The 16,925-nt window shown below is 67.6% G+C and carries 18 protein-coding genes; 8 read left to right on the top strand and 10 right to left on the bottom strand.

Annotation, left to right across the window (positions count from 1 at the left end; all coding sequences use genetic code 11):
• Positions 1–141: 141 nt before the first annotated feature.
• Positions 142–894 (bottom strand): serine protease, encoded by a 753-nt coding sequence (locus tag HUW62_RS06130; RefSeq protein WP_176433860.1) that lies wholly within the window; start codon positions 892–894, stop codon positions 142–144.
• Between the two features lie 239 nt (positions 895–1,133).
• On the opposite strand from HUW62_RS06130, the gene HUW62_RS06125 reads away from it, so the two are divergent.
• Both HUW62_RS06125 and HUW62_RS06120 read left to right on the top strand, forming a co-directional pair.
• Complete coding sequence (locus HUW62_RS06125) at positions 1,134–1,439, top strand: hypothetical protein (protein WP_176433848.1); 306 nt, start codon at positions 1,134–1,136, stop codon at positions 1,437–1,439.
• Positions 1,440–1,641: 202 nt separating this feature from the next.
• Positions 1,642–3,204, top strand: coding sequence for an adenosine deaminase (locus HUW62_RS06120; RefSeq protein WP_163864878.1), 1,563 nt, complete (start codon positions 1,642–1,644; stop codon positions 3,202–3,204).
• Between the two features lie 67 nt (positions 3,205–3,271).
• On the opposite strand, the gene HUW62_RS06115 is transcribed toward HUW62_RS06120, so the two are convergent.
• Positions 3,272–3,763 (bottom strand): hypothetical protein, encoded by a 492-nt coding sequence (locus HUW62_RS06115; RefSeq protein ID WP_163864879.1) that lies wholly within the window; start codon positions 3,761–3,763, stop codon positions 3,272–3,274.
• A 21-nt stretch (positions 3,764–3,784) separates the two neighbouring features.
• The gene (locus HUW62_RS06110; RefSeq protein WP_163864880.1) at positions 3,785–4,522 is read right to left on the bottom strand and encodes a class I SAM-dependent methyltransferase; all 738 of its coding nucleotides are present in this window, start codon (positions 4,520–4,522) and stop codon (positions 3,785–3,787) included.
• 250 nt (positions 4,523–4,772) lie between these two features.
• On the opposite strand from HUW62_RS06110, the gene HUW62_RS06105 reads away from it, so the two are divergent.
• The 3 genes from HUW62_RS06105 (at position 4,773) to HUW62_RS06095 (ending at position 7,623) form a co-directional block, all read left to right on the top strand.
• Positions 4,773–5,654 (top strand): hypothetical protein, encoded by an 882-nt coding sequence (locus HUW62_RS06105; protein WP_163864881.1) that lies wholly within the window; start codon positions 4,773–4,775, stop codon positions 5,652–5,654.
• 41 nt (positions 5,655–5,695) lie between these two features.
• Positions 5,696–6,589, top strand: coding sequence for a hypothetical protein (locus HUW62_RS06100; protein ID WP_176433847.1), 894 nt, complete (start codon positions 5,696–5,698; stop codon positions 6,587–6,589).
• 239 nt (positions 6,590–6,828) lie between these two features.
• Positions 6,829–7,623, top strand: a complete 795-nt coding sequence (locus HUW62_RS06095; RefSeq protein WP_217911152.1) for a hypothetical protein — start codon at positions 6,829–6,831, stop codon at positions 7,621–7,623.
• 64 nt (positions 7,624–7,687) lie between these two features.
• On the opposite strand, the gene HUW62_RS06090 is transcribed toward HUW62_RS06095, so the two are convergent.
• Positions 7,688–8,077 (bottom strand): DUF1304 domain-containing protein, encoded by a 390-nt coding sequence (locus HUW62_RS06090; RefSeq protein WP_163864884.1) that lies wholly within the window; start codon positions 8,075–8,077, stop codon positions 7,688–7,690.
• A 91-nt stretch (positions 8,078–8,168) separates the two neighbouring features.
• Here HUW62_RS06090 and HUW62_RS06085 point away from each other — a divergent pair, with 91 nt between their 5' ends.
• Together HUW62_RS06085 and HUW62_RS06080 are read left to right on the top strand one after the other, a co-directional pair.
• On the top strand, positions 8,169–8,765 hold the full coding sequence (locus HUW62_RS06085) for a TetR/AcrR family transcriptional regulator (RefSeq protein ID WP_163864885.1): 597 nt from the start codon (positions 8,169–8,171) through the stop codon (positions 8,763–8,765).
• Between the two features lie 195 nt (positions 8,766–8,960).
• Positions 8,961–9,983: a deoxyhypusine synthase family protein gene (locus HUW62_RS06080; RefSeq protein WP_176433845.1), complete on the top strand. Its 1,023-nt coding sequence runs from the start codon at positions 8,961–8,963 to the stop codon at positions 9,981–9,983.
• Between the two features lie 93 nt (positions 9,984–10,076).
• Here the strand turns inward: HUW62_RS06080 and HUW62_RS06075 are convergent, their stop codons facing one another.
• The 6 genes from HUW62_RS06075 to HUW62_RS06050 all read right to left on the bottom strand — a co-directional run bounded on the left by HUW62_RS06075 (position 10,077) and on the right by HUW62_RS06050 (position 16,349).
• Positions 10,077–10,700, bottom strand: a complete 624-nt coding sequence (locus HUW62_RS06075; RefSeq protein WP_176433844.1) for a LysM domain-containing protein — start codon at positions 10,698–10,700, stop codon at positions 10,077–10,079.
• 174 nt (positions 10,701–10,874) lie between these two features.
• Positions 10,875–11,636, bottom strand: a complete 762-nt coding sequence (locus HUW62_RS06070) for a hypothetical protein (RefSeq protein ID WP_217911151.1) — start codon at positions 11,634–11,636, stop codon at positions 10,875–10,877.
• A gap of 116 nt (positions 11,637–11,752) precedes the next feature.
• A complete protein-coding gene (locus tag HUW62_RS06065; RefSeq protein WP_163864888.1) occupies positions 11,753–12,721 on the bottom strand; it encodes an aminotransferase class I/II-fold pyridoxal phosphate-dependent enzyme in 969 nt (322 codons plus the stop codon).
• Complete coding sequence (locus HUW62_RS06060; protein ID WP_163864889.1) at positions 12,718–14,001, bottom strand: radical SAM protein; 1,284 nt, start codon at positions 13,999–14,001, stop codon at positions 12,718–12,720. Before HUW62_RS06060 ends, HUW62_RS06065 begins: the two co-directional genes overlap by 4 nt.
• A gap of 69 nt (positions 14,002–14,070) precedes the next feature.
• Complete coding sequence (locus HUW62_RS06055; RefSeq protein ID WP_176433843.1) at positions 14,071–15,381, bottom strand: general secretion pathway protein GspE; 1,311 nt, start codon at positions 15,379–15,381, stop codon at positions 14,071–14,073.
• 191 nt (positions 15,382–15,572) lie between these two features.
• Positions 15,573–16,349: an SDR family NAD(P)-dependent oxidoreductase gene (locus HUW62_RS06050; RefSeq protein ID WP_176433842.1), complete on the bottom strand. Its 777-nt coding sequence runs from the start codon at positions 16,347–16,349 to the stop codon at positions 15,573–15,575.
• 122 nt (positions 16,350–16,471) lie between these two features.
• Here HUW62_RS06050 and HUW62_RS06045 point away from each other — a divergent pair, with 122 nt between their 5' ends.
• Positions 16,472–16,894 (top strand): helix-turn-helix domain-containing protein, encoded by a 423-nt coding sequence (locus HUW62_RS06045; RefSeq protein WP_163864892.1) that lies wholly within the window; start codon positions 16,472–16,474, stop codon positions 16,892–16,894.
• The last annotated feature ends 31 nt before the right edge of the window (positions 16,895–16,925 follow it).

The following is a 16,925-nucleotide window of genomic DNA, read 5'->3' as shown; positions in this document are numbered from 1 at the left end:
CCCCGCGGAATTCGCGGGGCACCCATTCAGACAGCTCTAGGTCCCAACCCCCTCATTCCCTGGGGAGTACTTGCGCCATGACAAGCACCCGCGCGGCTGTGTTCAGCCGCGTTGACATGGCTTCACGCGTCACATCTGGCTTCAGCGGTCGGCGATATCCGCGGCCTGCAGGTACTCGGACGCTTCGACAATCGCTTCCGCCGTCCAGCCCCTGTTGGCGCCCTTGCCGGACGCATCGCAGTCGCCGTCGGTGTGGACACCCAGCACGTGTCCCTGGCGGTTGAGCACGCCCGCGCCGGAGGTGCCGACGAGGGTGTCCAAATCCTTGTAGTAGACGAGCTGGTTGCACGAATCGAGGTAGGTGCCCTCGGCGATGACCTTGGGGCGGCCCCGGGGGTGCTGGATGACGGCCAACCGCTCGCTGCTCCGGGTCGTCAACAGCAGCGGCGCGATCGCGGCGGGAAGCACGTCGAGCTGGATGAGCGCGTAGTCGGGCTCCATCGACTGCTCGATGACGGTGCCCTCGGTGATGAGCTCCTCGCCATCGGGCTGGTCCTCGAAGTTGAAGACCGCCAGCGACCGGTCCCCGAGTCCCACGCAGTGCCCCGCGGTGAGCACCACTGGCCCCGCGCTCGCGGCGATCAACGTTCCGGTGCAGCGACCGTCGAGCAGGACGACCGCGCCTTCGGTGTCCTGGAGGGCGGCGAACTCGCCCTGATATCCGTTGACGGGAGTGACGTCGTTGGTCGGCCCGCACTGCGTGAAGCCGCTCACCTTCGCCTCCGTCGGCGCCTCGCACACGGAAGGCTCCACCTCGGGGGGCGTCGTCTTGCCTCCACAGGCGGACAGGCCCAGGAGCAGGGTGCCCGTCAGGAGCGAGCGCCACGTCGTCATCGTCATCGTTGAACCTGGGGGCCCACGCCTCGTCGCTCGGTCGAGCTCGTTCAGCGCGGGGATGCCGCCGCGGATGGACTCGCCCGTCTCCGTCAACATCGCGTGGTGCCTCGTGTCTTGAGGGGGTGGCTCCGACGCGCCTTCACTGGCGTATCGGGCGGACCCTGAACTTCTTAGAATGTTCGAGTTGCAGGGTCAATGAACGCAGATTCAGGGGCCCATCCACTTGGGGAGCGGTCATGCGGTGTCTTGGCATTGCGAGGGAGGTCTTCACCCGCGTCCTCGTGCGACACGTGAATGGAGCCGTTGTCGTCGGATGTCTCACCGCCGTGCTGACCGCCCTCCCGGCGCGCGCGTCCTCTGACGGCGACATGGAGCTCTACACGTGGCCGTTCCTCCTGTTCATCCTGCTGCAGGTCTGGTGGCCGGTGCTGGTGGCGGCGGTGGTTCTCCTCGGGGTGCCCGTGGTGCTGTGGCGGATGTTGCGTCGCCGCGCGAGCCGACGTGCTCCGGTCCGAGCGCGGATGGTGCGCCCGTCGAAGTGAGGAGGACCTCTTCCAGGGACTGGGGGCGCCCCGTCCCGTGTTCGCGGAGATTCTGGCCACATCATCCCTGTCCATGAGTGTGATTGACCTCGGCTTGGGCCTCTTTCGTGGAGATCCATACGAAGACCTGCCCCGGGAGGTCAGAGACCGGCCCTCCAGAAAAGACTCTCATCAGGCTTTTTCCGCCTGTGAGGTCTTCCGCATGAGCAAGCTTCCGGTGTTCGCCGTCGTGGTGGGGTTGGGCCTGAGTGCGTGCAAGGATGACCCCGAGGAGCGGACCCAGGAGCACATGGAGTCCCTGCGGAGGAATCCCACCGCGCTCGCCGCCTTCCTTCGCGACATGCCCAAGGGAGGAGATCTGCACAGCCACACCTCCGGCGCCATCACCACGGAGAAGCTCATCCAGTGGGGCGCCGAGGACGGCGCGTGCGTCGACACCACCACCTATGTGGCGAGCAATCCCTGCGCGCAGGGAGCCACGCCCCTGGCGAACACCGGAACGGACCGCGCCCTCTACGACGCGGTGATGGGGGCCTGGTCCATGGAGGGCTTCTCCGGCCCGCTGCTCGCCGCCCACCAGCACTTCTTCGATGCCTTCGGCAAGTACGGCGCGGTGCAGACCGATGCGCGCAGTGACGACAGCTACGCGGACATCATCTCCCGTGCGGGCCATCACCATCAGGTGTACGTGGAGCTGATGCAGGGCTTCGGCGCCAGCACCGGCGGCCGGCTCGTGGAGCCGCTGTTCTCGCCCACGGACGTCTGGGATGCCCCGACCCTGCTGGCGAAGCGCGAGCAGCTCATCGCCCTGCCGGACTTCCAGGCGGCACTGGCGCGTCAGGCCAGCAGCATCGCCAGCACCCTTTCGGGAAGCCGGCGGTTGCTCCAGTGTGACACGCCCCAGGCGGACCCGGGCTGTGACGTGGAGGTGCGGCTGCTCGTCTCCGCCAACCGCACGGCGACGCGAGCCAACGTCTTCGGCCAGTGGGTGTATGCCTTCGAGCTGGCCCAGCGCGTGCCGGAGATTGTCGGCGTCAACCTGGTGTCACCCGAGGAGCACCCGAACTCGCTCGCGTACTACAACGACGAGATGTTCGCGCTGGGCACGCTGGATGACCACAACGACAACACGGTCGGCCGCAAGGAGGTCCACGTCTCCCTTCACGCGGGCGAGCTGATTCCGGAGGTGCTCGCGCCCGAGGACCAGGGCCATCTGCGCTTCCACATCCGCAACGCCGTCAAGCTGGCCCATGCGGAGCGCATCGGCCACGGCGTGGACGTGCTGGGCGAGACGGACGGAGAGGGCGTCGAGGCCCTCCTGCGCGACATGCACGAGGCTGGCGTCCTGGTGGAGATCTGCCTGTCCTCCAACAACGTCCTGCTCGGCATCAAGGGCACTGACCACCCCCTCTCCGCATACCTCGTGGAGAAGGTGCCCGTGACGCTGGCGACGGACGACTCCGGAATCCTCCGCGGAGATATCACCCAGGAATACATCGCCGCCGCCACCGTCCAGGGGCTCGACTACAGGACGCTCAAGCAACTGGCGCGCGCCAGCATGGAGCACGCCTTCGTGGAGGGAGACAGCCTCTGGGCCCAGCGCGATGACTTCTCCAGGCGCGTCCCGGCTTGCGCCCAGGACGTCCCTGGCGGGGCCAACCCGTCCTCCGCCTGCCAGGGCTACCTTGGTACGCACAAGCGCGCCGCGCTGCAGTGGCGGCTGGAGGGTCAGCTGGCCACCTTCGAGGACCGCTTCGCGGACTGAGCGACGCCCCTGGTTGAAGGCTGTCGAGGAGCCCCGGCCTGTCCATCCGGGCTCCTCGATGCCTGCCTCAGCCCGCGAAGTCCTCGGGCTCGAGGAAGGTCAAGGTGTCGATGCCCGCGTCTTCAATCGCGCGGCGGACCGTGTCGTGAATCACGATGACATTCACGGCTTCCTCCAGCCGGAACAACAGGGCTCCGCCCGGGTCCGCCTTCGGACGCCTGCCCACCAGATTGAAGGCGACGAAGTCGGTGTGGTCCGTCTCCGTCACCGGGTCTCTCAGGATGGCGGGATAGGTGGCGAGGTTGTCCACGCCCGCCTGTTTCAACACCGCATGCAGGCGATGGGACATGACGCAGATGGGCGTCAGCCACAAATCTCCCAGCACCCACCCCTCCTCATCCGTCCCACGCAGCTCCAGGGTGATGGGCGTGGGAGGAGGTGAAGAGAAGGCCACGCCGGTCATCCAACTGCGTGAGGGCTGGTCGCGCTTGTAGTGGAGCCGGGCGCGGGCTCCTTCCTGGGGATCCTCCACCCGCAGGACAAGATAGGGAGGTGACATTCGTGACATTCCTTTCGGGGCTCACCGCTCGCACCGCAGCGCCATCGCGTGAGGGTTCTCCAGATAGTCCCGCCAGAATTCCCGGCCATATCGGGCGATTCCCTCGGGGGAGCACTCGGGGCGTATCCACGTGAGGGTGTGGAAGCCCGCCTCGCGAAGCGCGACCTCGTACGTGGCCCGGCTCCAGTAGGGGAAGTGGATGGTGAAGGGCGTCTTCGTGTGCAGCTCCAGGAAGAGCGTCTGTCCTTCGCTCGGGGACTCCGGGAAGTCCAACATCGTGACGCCATACCGGGTGCTGTTGGGACCCAGCGCGCTGAACTCGGGGTTGAACGAATAGGTGACGAAGCTGCCCCCCGGCTTCAGGTGGGCATGGATGTTCCGACACATCCGCGACATGTGCTCGGGCGAGTGCGCGTAATGCAATAGATAGACAGCCGTCACGACATCGAACGTGCCCAGGGACGCCAGGTCGGCGACGTCCGACACGTGGTACTCGAGGCCCAGCGGTCTCTCCGCTTCCAGCCGCCGCGCGGAGCGAATCATCTCCTCGGAGATGTCGACGCCGACCACCCGGCTGGCGCCTCGCTCCTTGAACTGTCGCGTGTAGAGCCCATCGCCACACGCCAGGTCCAGGACGTCCAGTCCGTCCACCGGGCCCAGCGCCTTGAAGAAGGTGTAGCCCTCGATGTACTCCGAGCGCACCGGCAGCACGTCCCAGTCCGCGACCTTCTCTCCAATCTGGTCATACTGCGCCGACATGGCCCACGACCTTTCCAGGTGACGTTCGAGGCGCCCGAGGTGCCGGAGGAGGGGCCGGGCGACCCGGGCATCGTGTCACCGCACCCCGCATCGCGTCCATGTGGGAAGCCACACACGGACGCGGTGAGGGGAAATCCCCGCGACTTTCGTTGATGAGCCGAGGCCGGAGAACGCCCGGCGCCATCGCGTGCGCCTCTCCCGCCGTGACAGGCCCACCATCGACACCCCACACGGGGGGGAGAGCAGGACCATGAAGCTCCGGAAGCAAACCAGGCAGTGGACGGGTGCCACCCTCGCGGGGGCGCTGCTCCTGCCCGCGGCGGTGCTGGCGAACGAGACCCATGTCTACGGCATCGCGAACTTCAACGGCGCGGCGAGCGGGCAGTGCAACGCCGAATCGCACTCCGTCCACACGCAGACGGCGGGGGAGTTCGCCAGCTACTTCACCACGCTGATGAGCGCCGGGCTGTGGACGGATGTCCACACGCTCAACAACACCAGCGCGCGCACGGACCTCTGGACGGACGCGTCCAAGGGGACCGCGGCGAACGCGAAGGACACCCAGGTCAACGCGGGCGTGGACGACGCGGATGTCCTCTACGTCCACACGCACGGCGGCCACAGCGAGACGAACCTCAACAGCTGGCTGGTGATGGGGAGCAACCTGGACGCGTGCTCGGCCATCACGGATACCCACATGAGCCTGGGCAACGGGAAGCTGAACATCGCCGTCATCAAGGCCTGCCAGTCGGGCGACTACCAGGTCTGGAAGCAAGGCGGTTACCGCACGGCGCTCGTGACGAGCACCAGTGGCTTCACCATGTGGAATGCCTTCCACGGCAACTCGTCGTGCGGCAGCTTCGTGAAGGACTACGTGAAGCGCTACGCGTCCCAGTCGAGGTCCGATGGCGTGGGGGAGAACTGGATCGACGAGGCGTACGACAAGGACGTGGGCGCGGACAACGACGACTGCCCCGTGTCCATCGTCTTCGGCGAGACGAAGGCGAAGCGGGTCGCGATGTACGAGGCGGGCGGCTGGAGGGACCGCAAGAACACCGGCGCCAAGGTCGCCTCCACCATCTTCTACGTGGGCGGTTGTGACCCCTCCGGCGGCCAGCAACTGCCGGATTGACCCCCGTCCCCTTCGCCCCTGTTCAGAGAGAACGAAACGCCATGAAGACCCAACTCATCCGATTCCTGACCGCCCTTCCACTCGCCACCGTGCTCGGCTGCGACAGCCCGGTCCCCGTCGTCGAGCCCGTTGAGCCCCAGACGCAGGTCGCGTCCGCGACCACCACGGGCTTCGTCTTCGACACCACCCTGATTGCCACGCCGCCCACCGGAGGCCTCCCCACTGACTTGCTTCCTGGCACCGCCTTCAACGACTCGGTGCTGCAGGGGGGCCTGGTGGGCACCACCGAGACCTTCACCACGACGGGGACGCTCGGCTCTCGCAGGGACCTGGAGTCGCGCACCTGGACGCTGGAGAATGACCCCTCCGAGGGGCAGGCGCTGGTGCTGAACAAGCTCGGCAGCGGCCCCGCCGTCCCCCAGGAGCCCGCGGTGATGCAGCGCACCGCCATCGCCCGGCTGCAGCGCTGGGGCATCCCCGCCTCGGAGGTGGGGCCCGTGCTCCAGGTGAAATCCTACCTGGAGACGGAGGAGACCGGCGTCGCCGCGGTGCCGGAGCTCCACCGCTACAAGACCTTCGTGATGCGCGCCATCAATGGCATCCGCGTCCAGGGCCACCGCGCGGTGGTGTCCCACGGCGTGGATGGCACCTTCCAGCGCGCGCTCATCTCCTGGCCGCCCCTGGCACGCACGGGCCACCTGCTGCGCACCCGGTTGAGCACGGCGGACATCCAGCAACGCGCCACCGCCGCCCTGGTCGCCGAGGGGGAGACCACGGGCGCCGTGCGACTCGCCTGGAAGTACGTGCCCACCCGGCTCGTCACGGGTGGCTGGGCGCTGACGCTGGTGGTGGGGGCCTCGATGGCCGCCGGCACTGGCACCACTCACACCGAGGAGCCTCGCGTCATCGACGTGGACGTGAGTCCGGTGCCGTAGCGGTGTGGTCATGGACCCGGGGTTGTCCCTCGGGTCCTGGCAAATCCTGGCATGGGCTGGCGCCTCGCGTTGGCGGGAGAAATGCCAGGAATTGTCTGCTTGGAATCACAAGGAAATACGGCCGAAGTCGGAGGGATGCAGTTCTCGCGGATGGGGAATCCCCTTCGTCCGTGACTGGCCAGATGCCAGGAGGCCGTATGTCCTTGTTGAAGACAAGCGTAGCGCGCTGGATTGCCGTCATGGCGTTGGGACTCGCGGGCGTGGGACACGCCCAGGATGTCGTTCCCCTCCCGCCCTTCAATTCCGCCCAGTTCGGGCCCCTCATCAACGTGACGGATGTCACCTTGGGGCTGGGACACCGCACCGTGGCCATCGGCCCGGGCATGCCCGTCACCGTGGCGACGGACTTCTTCGTGGGAGCCGTCGCCGACCCCTGCATCGATTGCAAGACGCAGCTCGTCTTCGGAATCCCAGAGGGAACCCGGCAGTGCATCTACAGCGGGCTGGGGCCGATTCAGAGCAACGCCGTGTTCAACCTGCTCGCGCCGCCCAATCCTGGCATCTACCCGTTGTGGGCCACCCCCGCGCGGACACCGGACTGCGACAAGGCGGTCTCCGTCTCGAACGGGGGGCCCGTGTTGGGGTTGGTGGGCGTCCATGGAGACCCGATGGTGTGGAGCTGGGGCTCGGTGTCCAAGGTGAAGTTGAACGGCAACACCTCGCACAAGATCAACGTCTTCCCGGGCGCGCCCGTCACCATCACCACGAACTACTCCATCGACGCGGCGGCGGGTGGATGCCCGGGTTGCATCTCCCAGGTCATCCTCGGCATCGAGCAGGGCTCCAAGGCGTGCATCTACAATGGCGGGGGCGTGGTGAACGTCACGGAGCAGTCCTTCACGCTCATCGCTCCGCAGCAGCCGGGCCTCTATCCCGTCTGGGCCGCGGCGCAGTGGGCGTTCAATTGTGACCAGGCCCTCTCCTGGTCCAATGGCGGCACCCCCGTCGCGTTCATCGAGGTGAAGCTGCCCTGATGCCGTGACTTGAAGCATCCATGGGGCGCTTCGGATGGGACTTCTCCGCAAGCGCCTCGTGGCCTCACCCGCGCGACTGCGTCACCACCAGGCAGATGGCCAGGAGCGGCAGCATGCCCTGGACGAGGCTGGCCTTGAGGAAGTGGCGGTTGCTCGACACGAGCACCAGCGCCGCCAGCACCATGCACGCGCAGCCGAACACGACGGCCGCCACGCCCGAGGCCACCGCGTCGGTGTGCACCAGCGCCACGCCCACCAGCACGCCCAGCGCGAGGAACAGGTTGTAGAAGCCCTGGTTCAACGCCATCGGCTTCACCACGTCCGCGTCCGCCTGCGACTTCAGCCCGAAGCGCTTCCACACCTTCGGCCGCGAGAAGACGATGCTCTCCATCACGAAGAACAACACGTGGATGAGCGCTGCGATGACCGCGAAGACCTGCGCCAAGGACGACATGATGACTCCCCTCCGGGATTTCGGTATTCTGGACCAGTCGGTTCCGAATTCATATTGAAACGGTCGGTCCAGAATTGTCAAGGAGGGTGACGTGGCGCGGACGCGTGCGTTCGACGAGACGGAGGCGGTGCGCAAGGCGCTGGGGGTGTTCTGGTCTCGGGGCTACGAGGCCACGTCGCTGGCGGACCTGGAGGTGGCCACGGGGCTGAACCGCTCCAGCCTGTACCAGGCGTTCGAGAGCAAGCGCGCGCTGTTCTCGCGGGCGGTGACGCTGTACCTCCAGGAGGTGATTGCGCCCCGGCTGACGGTCTTCTCCACGGGGCCGGCGGGGCTGACGCAGGTGACGACGTACTTCGAGTCGCTCGCGACGACGATGGGCACCGCGCCGCCGACGCTGACGCGGCGGGGGTGCCTGCTCGTCAACACGGCCACGGAGCTGGCCCCGCATGACGCCGAGGCCCATCGCGCCGTGGAGGACTACCGGGCCCTCCTGCAGGGACACCTGATGCGGGCGCTCGACGCCGCGGCGCGGGCCGGCGTGATTCCCAGGAAGACGGTGGCCCGCCGGGTGGAGCTGCTGGTGGGGTCCGTCATCGGCGTGCTCGTCACCGCGCGGTTGGACCCCGCGGCCGCGGCGAAGCTCGCGCGCGCGGCGGCGGGCGAGGTGGACGCCTGGGCGGAGGGGTAGGGGACAGAGCGCGGTGGGGTTCTCCCCCTCGCCAATGCCGTAGCCGCGCGCGCCCCCGCGTGATAGCCAGCCGGCAGCCACTTGACGCTCCGATGGCGGTGCGACGTTTCGTCGTCACCGTAGGGTGTCCTCGGGTGGCTTTTCTCTCGAATGGGTGCCGCCCGAGCTTCGACCACGTCGTTGCTGGAGGCCCGCATGCCCGCATCCGAAACTCCCGTGCTGGAGTTCATCCTCACGAACTACAAGAACTTCAACGCCCGCGCGACGCGCGATGCGCTCCTCTCCTACTGGGAGCACATCGCGAAGGGCGGCCGCATGTTCTGGAGCGTCGCGGGCGCCATGTCGTCCGCGCAGCTCGGAATCACCCTCGCGCCCGCCATCCGCGCGGGGCTGGTTCATGGCCTGTCGGTGACGGGCGCCAACCTGGAGGAGTCGCTCTTCCGGCTCGTCGCGCATTCCGCGTACAAGGACTTCCCCGAGTACCGCTACTTCACCAAGCAGGACGACACGCGAATCCTCGAGCAGCGGATGCGGCGGGTCACCGACACGAGCATCCCCGAGGACGAGGCGTTCCGCGCGGTGGAGAAGCTCGTCGTGCCCATGTGGAAGAACGCGAGCGCGCGCGGCGAGCGGCGCTTCTGGCATGAGTACTTCTACGAGTTCATCCAGGCCATCGACCCCTCGGTGTTCGAGGGGGACCCCGAGGCCTGCTGGCTGCTGGAGGCGGCGCGGCGCAAGCTCCCCATCGTGGTGCCGGGCTACGAGGACTCGACCTTCGGCAACATCTTCGCGTCCTACGTGAAGACGGGCGAGTGCAGCGCCAGCATCGTCAAGTCGGGCATCGAGTACATGGCGGACTTCTATGACCGGTACGAGGAGCTCTCCTCGGGCCACGGGGTCGGCTTCTTCCAGATTGGTGGCGGCATCGCCGGGGACTTCCCCATCTGCGTCGTCCCCTCGACGAAGTACGATTTGCAGAAGCCCGTGAAGCCGTGGGCGTACTTCTGCCAGATCAGCGACTCGACGACGTCCTACGGCTCGTACTCGGGGGCCACGCCCAACGAGAAGATCACCTGGGACAAGCTCACGGAGACGACGCCGATGTTCGTCATCGAGTCGGATGCCACCATCGTCGCTCCGCTGATTCTGCGCGCGCTGCTCGAATGCCAGGGCCAGCCGGCCGCGGCGGCCGCGCTCATCGCCCGGCACCGGAGCTGAGCGGACTTTCACGAGCGACTCATCGTGAAACGACGAAGCCCCCGGCCTTTTACGGGGCCAGGGGCTTCGGGAGTCACAGGTGGGTGACGGGCACTACTCGATGGGCATGAAGACCTTGAAGCCCGTGCGACCGCTGTTGGTCGTGTTGCGCTCGATGAAGTCGCTCGCGGAGGAGTGGCCGTCGCCGAGGGTGACGGCCGTGTGGCCGTAGATGCTGCCCAGACGCGAGGAGGTGCTCTCCCAGGTGAGGACGAGGCCCGGAATCTTCAGCGCCTCCTCCAGCGTCATGTCGACCTGCTTGAACTTGTCGCGCGGCAGGTTGTTATCAATCTGGTTGCCATTGCCCGACACGCCAATGCCCAGCGCGTTGCTGATGGCCCGGCTCACGCCCGTGGCGCAGAGGCCCTGGCTGTTGTAGCCGCCCATGCCCATCGCCGCCGCGCGGGCCGCCTCGGCCAGACGCTGCATCTTGTTTGACGCGTTGCTGGGCCCCACTCCCGTCGGACCGCCCACGTCCGTCCCGCCGTTGACGCCCTGCTTGCGCCCACCCGCGTCGAACGTGTCGCGCGTGGAGTGGCCAATGCTCAGGTTGGCACCCGCGAAGATGAGGTCGGGGTTGGAGATCTTGTTGTCGCGGGCCAGCTTGTCGACAGTGGTGCCGAAGCGCGCCGCGAGGCCGGAGAGGGTGTCGCCAGGACGGATTTTGTAGTTGGACATGGTGGCTCCTGCGACAATTCTCGGGAGTTCCATGACTGAGTTGCGCCCCACTTCCTCGAATCTTGGTATTTTTATAGAACTGTAACGTTCCAGCCCTCCGCCCAACGAAAAAGGCCCTGCCGGGTGGGGCAGGGCCTTCGGTTTCAGCGGGTTAGCGGAGTTCTACGCGGTGCGTCACTCCGAGTACTCGTACTGGGCCACCAGCCGCCAGTCGCGGTTGTAGGTGCGGTTCCGGGTGAACCAGCCGCTGTGGCAGCTGCCCGTGTTGGTGGCGTAGTAGCCGTAGACGAAGCCGTTGCGGAACTTGGCCGACAGCGTGGGCGTGCCGGGGTTCTCGCAGGGCTGGGTGACGCGGACGGACTGGTAGGCGGCCTCGGCGTAGACCTCTTCCTGGCCCTCGAAGTCATAGAGGGAGTGGACGCGGGTGTTGGCGAGGGGGCCGAGCACGGTGGCCTGCTGGGCGTCGGTCTGCGTGAGGAAGGCCTGCAGGTGGGCCAGCGTCGCGGCCTCGGAGGTGATGACGCCCGTGAGGTTGTGCACGGCGCCGTCCGTGTCGGAGAGCGCGGCGCGGATGGCGGCGATGCCACCCGAGCCCTGGTAGACGGCGGTGTCACCCCAGGTGAAGCTCAGGGCGGTACCGGCGGTGTAGGCGCTGAGCGCGCAGGAGCCGTTGGGGGCCGCGGGCGTCACGAGGATGATCTTCCGGAGCCGGTGCTCGGGGTTGAGCAGGGCGATGCACTCGTTGCCGGCGACGCCGTCGTAGTTTCCGGCCGGGCGTACCGACTCGACGATGTTGTAGACGCGGAAGTTGGGGTCCGTGACCTCCTGCTCGGCGGCCTGGAGGGTTTCAGTGTCGGTGTCCGTCTCGGGACCGAGACAGCCGACAACGAGGGAAGATGCGAGGACAAGGGAAGAGAGGCTGAGTGTGGTTCGCATGGCAAAGCAGGATAGCACGCATGCTTTGAGCGTTTCCCAATCATTTCTCTGATGTCGTTCCCGATACATATCCGACACATGGAGCGGGTAGGACAGACGTCCCGTGGAGAGGTTCCCTAACGGGTGCCGGGCGCGGGCAGGCTCGAAAGAATGCTCATTCGCGCGGGGCCGCCGAACACCGAGGCGGGCACTCCGAGCACACCTTGTTCAAGGAGCTCGTCGAAGGAGCACCGTGAGGTGGAGAAGTATCCGACGCACGGTGAAACACGGAGCTCGGGCCGGCCGGTGGTGAACGCATCCAGGGTGCGTGCGCGCCCGGCCAGGAGTTCGCTGACCTGTGCGGGCCGCGAGGCATGCTCCGTGAGGGCCGCGTAGCCGATGCGCAGCTTCCGTTCGTCTTTCGGCAGCGGCGCGAAGACGGCCCGTGCGTCCTGCCGCCAGCGCGAAGGGGTGATGCACAGCCCCACATGGTCGGGGAGGAGCCAGCCCTTCGAGAGCGAGGCGAGGACGAACGCGAGGTCTTCGTGCACCAGCCGTTGCGTCCACGCCGTCGGCGGTGTCGCGTACGCGGAGTCGATGAGCAGCACGCGCCTTTCGGGCCCGGCGCGAACCCAGTGCTCCACGCGTTCTGTTTCTTCGCGCGCAAGCGTGCGGCCCCAGGGCTTGAGCGGCTCGCAGAGGAGGAGCGCATCGATTGCCTCGAGCGCGGGCAACCCGTCTCGCGCGGGGAATCGAACGACGTCGACGCCGGCCTCCTCCGCGAGCTGGAGGTACACCGGATACACGTCGTCGGGCACGCCGACGCGGGCGTTGCGTGAGGCCAGCCAGCCGAACAGCGCGCTCAAGGAGCGACGCACGCCGTGACTGACCTGCGTCCGGGACTTGAGCTGGGCATCCAGCCCCAGGTGCGCGAGGAACCGCTCGGCGAGGTGACACCGATACGGTGCTTCGGGATGGGTCGACGGCTCGATGGCGGCGAAGGCCGGCGCGAGGCTGCGATAGACGTTGAGCTCCGCCAGGTCGACCAGCTCGGGACGTCTGGCCCGCCACTCGTCCCGCAGCGAGAGAAAGGCGTCGTGTCTCATCGGCGCAGCTCCGAGGCCGGGTCTTCCAGCGAGGCCAGGCAGGTTCCATCGCTCATGAGGTTCCACGAGCGCACCAGCCGATGGGTTCGCTCCCAGCCGACGGAGGGCTCGGTATAGGCCGCGACGCGCAGCACGCGATTCGCCACCTCTCCCTCGAACACCGGGCTGCCCCACGGCAGCTCGGCGACCTGGGTGAAGCCCGCCGCGTCCATCGCGCGGAGCACCACCTGGAGCGGCACCTGGTTCGCCTCGCAGTACCGGTTCACCGCGCTGGGCGCCCAGGCGTTCTCGGAGAGGCTGGAGACGTAGAGCTCCTTGAAGCAGACCTCGTGGAAGCCTTCGCGCGCGCTGCGTTCGAGGTAGGCCTGGACCTTGGCCACGTCATCGACTCCGCCGCGCTGAAGCACGCAGATGGCCCGGCTGCGAAGGCCAAAGGCGCGCGCGAGCGCACCCGAGTCGACGGACAGGCCCATGATGCGCGCGTCGTCCTCCCGGGTGACGCCATGACGACTGACGGCCAGCGTGGCGAGTCCCTCGTCACGCAAGGCGTGCAACTGCTCCGCGTCGAGCCGCGCGCCGTTGGTGATCAACAGCGTCTTCGAGAAGCGCTCGGAGAGGCCCCGGACCAGCGCGCGCAACTGTCCAGGCGCCAGCAGGGTCGGCTCGCCGCCTCCGGTGATGACGGCGCGCTCCGCCCCGCGCGAGCGCGCGAGGTCCGCCCAATGCAATTGCTCCTCGAGCGAGACGCTTCGCTGCCGCGCGAGGTCGGAGGCGCTGGCCTTCGAGAAGCAGAACGCGCACTTCGCCTGACAGGCCTTCGCCACGGGCAGCACGGAGAAGGTGCGAGGCCGGCACTCGGCCCAGGGCACCAGGCCCGAGTCGTCGAGCAGGAAGGCCTGGGCGGTGACCTCCTCGTGGAGGGTGGGCCGCAGCGTGCCGGCGTCGTCGACCCAGGCCACGCCGCTCAGCGGCACGTCGGGCGCGGGCCAGCGCCAGCCGATTCCCGTGCCGGTGGTGTCGTTGGGGCGCATCGCCCGCGTCCCGGAGGTCGGAAGTCGCGCGCGCAACGCGACGACGCGGTCCTTGGCGCGACCGAGCTTCGCCACCAGTCGCCGCGCCTTGTCGAGCCCGGGCGTCCAGGGCTCGTCCTCCCTCAACATGTAGAACGCGTCGGGGAAGGTCGACTCGGAGATGGACGCCTTCGAGTACCGCATGCGGTAGCGGTCGAATCCACGCAGCCAGTTCGAAAGCGGGATGAAGGCGACGAAGGCAGTGTCCATGGCGAAGCCAGTGTCGCTGGACCCTGGCTTCGTGTCAACAATACACCTAGCTTCCGGGCGGAGCCCGGCTCAGTGTCGCGCCTTCTTCTGTCCCGCGTTGGTGGCATCCGCGAGCAGGCACATCACCGAGTAGAGGTTCATCGTGTAGAGGTTGTTCTCCGGCTCCAGGTCCGCCGCCTTCTGGAACAGGGTGGTGGCGCGCGCGTAGTCGCGGTGGTGGTTGACGACGATCATCCCCAGCCGGTTGTAGAGCGGCGCGGGTGAGGGCAGCAGGCCGATGCCCCGCTCCAGCAGCTCGACGGCCTCCGACCACCGACCTTCCTGCTCCATCCGGATGACGCGCTGGAGCAGGTCCTCGTTCGCGTCCCCCGCGCGAGGGACAGGGGCGTGCGTCACCGGCCGAGGCGCGGGTGGCGGCGGCGGCGCTGCTTCCGAAGCGGCTCCCCGGCTGGGCGCGGGAGTGGGAGCGGGCCGCGCCATCGGAGGAGGGACCTCGTAGAGCTGGGTGACACCTCGCTCCTCCAGGGACGCGAAGAGCGCGCGCAGCTCCACTTCCGCGAGCTGGGTGATGAGCGACAGGTCCGCCAGGGACGTGTGTCCGTCCACCAGCGACAGCACATATGCCTCGAAGGGGCTGAGCCTCAGGTTCGCAATCTTCAGCCCTCCGACGATGAAGGGCCGTGCGTTGGCGCCTCCCGTGGGGGCATCGAACGTCGAGGTGCGGGTGGCCTCCGTCTGGGGCGCTCGGGGCGTCCCGGAGGTTCCATTCGGCTCGGGCTGGGTCAGCAGGGCGCGCACCAGCGACACGTTGTCGCGAGGAGGCAGGTCCTCGACGTGGCGCACCAGCAGCAGCTCGCAGCGCGGACACTGGAAGTCCTTGGGGAGCGTCGGCGCGCCGCAGTGGGGACAGGCGTCGTCTTCCGGTGGGTGCTCGAAGGCGTCAGCCACGGCGTAGTAGTGCTTGCGGATGGCCGCGCGGATGGACCTGCGAATCGCGACGAAGGGCAGCACCTGGGTGACGCCCACCGTGCGAGCAATCTCTTCCAGCGCGCGCTGTCGTTGGGGCTCCGCGATGGCCACGCTGAGCACCCCCTGCGCCAGCCGCAGCGGCATGAAGTCGAAGCCCTCCGCCAGCCGCACCGGCACCTGCTCCAGCAGGGCGGGGCTCACCGTCGCCTGGGCCAGCTTCTCCGTGGAGACGAACCGCGTCTCGAGCTCCCGTGCCAGCATGCGCAGGATGGGCGTCTCGTCCACGCCCAGCCGCACCAGGCACTCACCCAGCTTCTGCCCGGTCTCCTGCTGATGGGCGAGCGCCCGGGACAACAGCTCCGGCGTCAGCACGCCCTCCAGCACCAGCCGCTCCCCGAATCTCCGCGTCATGGGTTGATTCAAGGCGTTGTCCCACCTCCGCGTCCACTGGAAGCAAACGCGAGGGCTCTCGGAGAGGGCCCGTGCACGGCCAGGAGCGGGGCTCAGTGAATCATGACTCACCCTTCAACTTGGGAGGCGCCCTGTGGTTCCGTGTGTTGTCGACGCCGACACGAACAGGCTCCTGGGTGAGCGCTGCCACTTTAGAGCCGGTAGCCGCCGGTGACTTCGATGCGCTGGCCGGTGACCCAGCCGGTTTCGGGGGCGAGCAGCATCGCGATGACACCCGCGACGTCGTCGGGTTGGCCCATGCGCCCGAGCGGGGTCTCCGCCGCGACGACCTTCTGGAGTGCGGGGTCTTGCATGACGCCTCCTCCGAAGTCCGTGACGATTCCTCCCGGCGCGACGACGTTCACGGCGATTCGGCGAGGGCCCAGCTCCACGGCGAGCGCGCGGGTGAGCACCTCGACGGCGCCCTTGACGGCGGCGTAGACGGAGAAGCCCGGGTACACGTAGCGCGCGAGCCCCGTCGACATGTTGACGATGCGCCCGCCGTCGACCATCAGCGGCAGGAGCTTCTGCGTCAGGAAGAACGGCCCCTTGAAGTGCACGTCGACCAGCTCGTCGAAGGTGGCCTCGGACGCCTCGATGAAGGGCGTGTAGCCGCCGATGCCCGCGTTGTTGACCAGATAGTCGAAGCGCTCGCGAGACCAGGTCTGCTTCAGCGCCTCGCGGACCTCCGAGGCGAACGCCGCGAAGGTGCCTGCCTTGCCTACGTCGAGCTGAAGGGCGACGGCCAGGCGTCCCTTGGCTTGGATGGCCGTGACGACGGCGTTCGCCTCTTCGCGGCCCGTGCGCCAGGTGAGGATGACGTCCACCCCTCGGTCGGCGAGCGCCAACGCGGTGGCCCGGCCAAGGCCTCGGCTTCCTCCGGTGATGAGGGCAATAGGGGCATGGGAAGGCTTCGTGCCAACGGACATGAGAATTCCTTTCAGGTGTCGCGTGATTTCTGGCACGGATTGTTCCTACGCTCCCTCGTCGTTACTACAGACAAGTTCCCCCTATACGGACGTCTTCGTTCCCTGGTCACCTGGAGGTAACCATGCCGATCATGAAGGAGCTCCCGCTGGTTCCGGCGGAGCGCGCGCTGAAGGTGATTGGCGGGCGCTGGAAGGTCTTCGTGCTGTACTTCCTCTTCGAGGGCCCCAAGCGGCTCTCGGAGCTGCGGCGCGTGATTCCGGGGGTGAGCCAGAAGGTCCTGGTGCAGCAGCTCCGTGAGATGGAGACGCACGGAATCGTGAGTCGTGAGGTGTTCGCCGAGGTGCCGCCGCGGGTCGTCTACACGGCGACTTCGCTCGGGCTCAGTCTGCGCCCCATCGTGGGCGCGCTCTGTGACTGGGGCCGGCTCCATGCCGCCGAGCTCCGCGCGCTCGACGAGCCCGTGACGTCCACCCCGAGTCGCTCTCGCAAGCCGGGGCCTCACACTCGCGCGAGACCGGAGCCGCGCCTGCGTTCCCCGGCGTGAGCAGGGCACGCTGATTCACTGACAGGGGGAA

It is taken from the genome of Myxococcus sp. AM011 (assembly GCF_013372595.1).
GTDB classification, from domain to species: Bacteria; Myxococcota; Myxococcia; order Myxococcales; family Myxococcaceae; genus Myxococcus; species Myxococcus eversor.
This window is presented reverse-complemented; position numbering and strand designations above follow the sequence as displayed.

Excerpts from the sequence above, each read along its gene's own strand:
- HUW62_RS06130 (WP_176433860.1), bottom strand. The coding sequence starts at position 894 with ATGACGACGTGGCGCTCGCTCCTGACGGGCACCCTGCTCCTGGGCCTG.
- HUW62_RS06125 (WP_176433848.1), top strand. The coding sequence starts at position 1,134 with ATGCGGTGTCTTGGCATTGCGAGGGAGGTCTTCACCCGCGTCCTCGTG.
- HUW62_RS06120 (WP_163864878.1), top strand. The coding sequence starts at position 1,642 with ATGAGCAAGCTTCCGGTGTTCGCCGTCGTGGTGGGGTTGGGCCTGAGT.
- HUW62_RS06115 (WP_163864879.1), bottom strand. The coding sequence starts at position 3,763 with ATGTCACCTCCCTATCTTGTCCTGCGGGTGGAGGATCCCCAGGAAGGA.
- HUW62_RS06110 (WP_163864880.1), bottom strand. The coding sequence starts at position 4,522 with ATGTCGGCGCAGTATGACCAGATTGGAGAGAAGGTCGCGGACTGGGAC.
- HUW62_RS06105 (WP_163864881.1), top strand. The coding sequence starts at position 4,773 with ATGAAGCTCCGGAAGCAAACCAGGCAGTGGACGGGTGCCACCCTCGCG.
- HUW62_RS06100 (WP_176433847.1), top strand. The coding sequence starts at position 5,696 with ATGAAGACCCAACTCATCCGATTCCTGACCGCCCTTCCACTCGCCACC.
- HUW62_RS06095 (WP_217911152.1), top strand. The coding sequence starts at position 6,829 with ATGGCGTTGGGACTCGCGGGCGTGGGACACGCCCAGGATGTCGTTCCC.
- HUW62_RS06090 (WP_163864884.1), bottom strand. The coding sequence starts at position 8,077 with ATGTCGTCCTTGGCGCAGGTCTTCGCGGTCATCGCAGCGCTCATCCAC.
- HUW62_RS06080 (WP_176433845.1), top strand. The coding sequence starts at position 8,961 with ATGCCCGCATCCGAAACTCCCGTGCTGGAGTTCATCCTCACGAACTAC.
- HUW62_RS06075 (WP_176433844.1), bottom strand. The coding sequence starts at position 10,700 with ATGTCCAACTACAAAATCCGTCCTGGCGACACCCTCTCCGGCCTCGCG.
- HUW62_RS06070 (WP_217911151.1), bottom strand. The coding sequence starts at position 11,636 with ATGCGAACCACACTCAGCCTCTCTTCCCTTGTCCTCGCATCTTCCCTC.
- HUW62_RS06065 (WP_163864888.1), bottom strand. The coding sequence starts at position 12,721 with ATGAGACACGACGCCTTTCTCTCGCTGCGGGACGAGTGGCGGGCCAGA.
- HUW62_RS06060 (WP_163864889.1), bottom strand. The coding sequence starts at position 14,001 with ATGGACACTGCCTTCGTCGCCTTCATCCCGCTTTCGAACTGGCTGCGT.
- HUW62_RS06055 (WP_176433843.1), bottom strand. The coding sequence starts at position 15,381 with ATGACGCGGAGATTCGGGGAGCGGCTGGTGCTGGAGGGCGTGCTGACG.
- HUW62_RS06050 (WP_176433842.1), bottom strand. The coding sequence starts at position 16,349 with ATGTCCGTTGGCACGAAGCCTTCCCATGCCCCTATTGCCCTCATCACC.
- HUW62_RS06045 (WP_163864892.1), top strand. The coding sequence starts at position 16,472 with ATGCCGATCATGAAGGAGCTCCCGCTGGTTCCGGCGGAGCGCGCGCTG.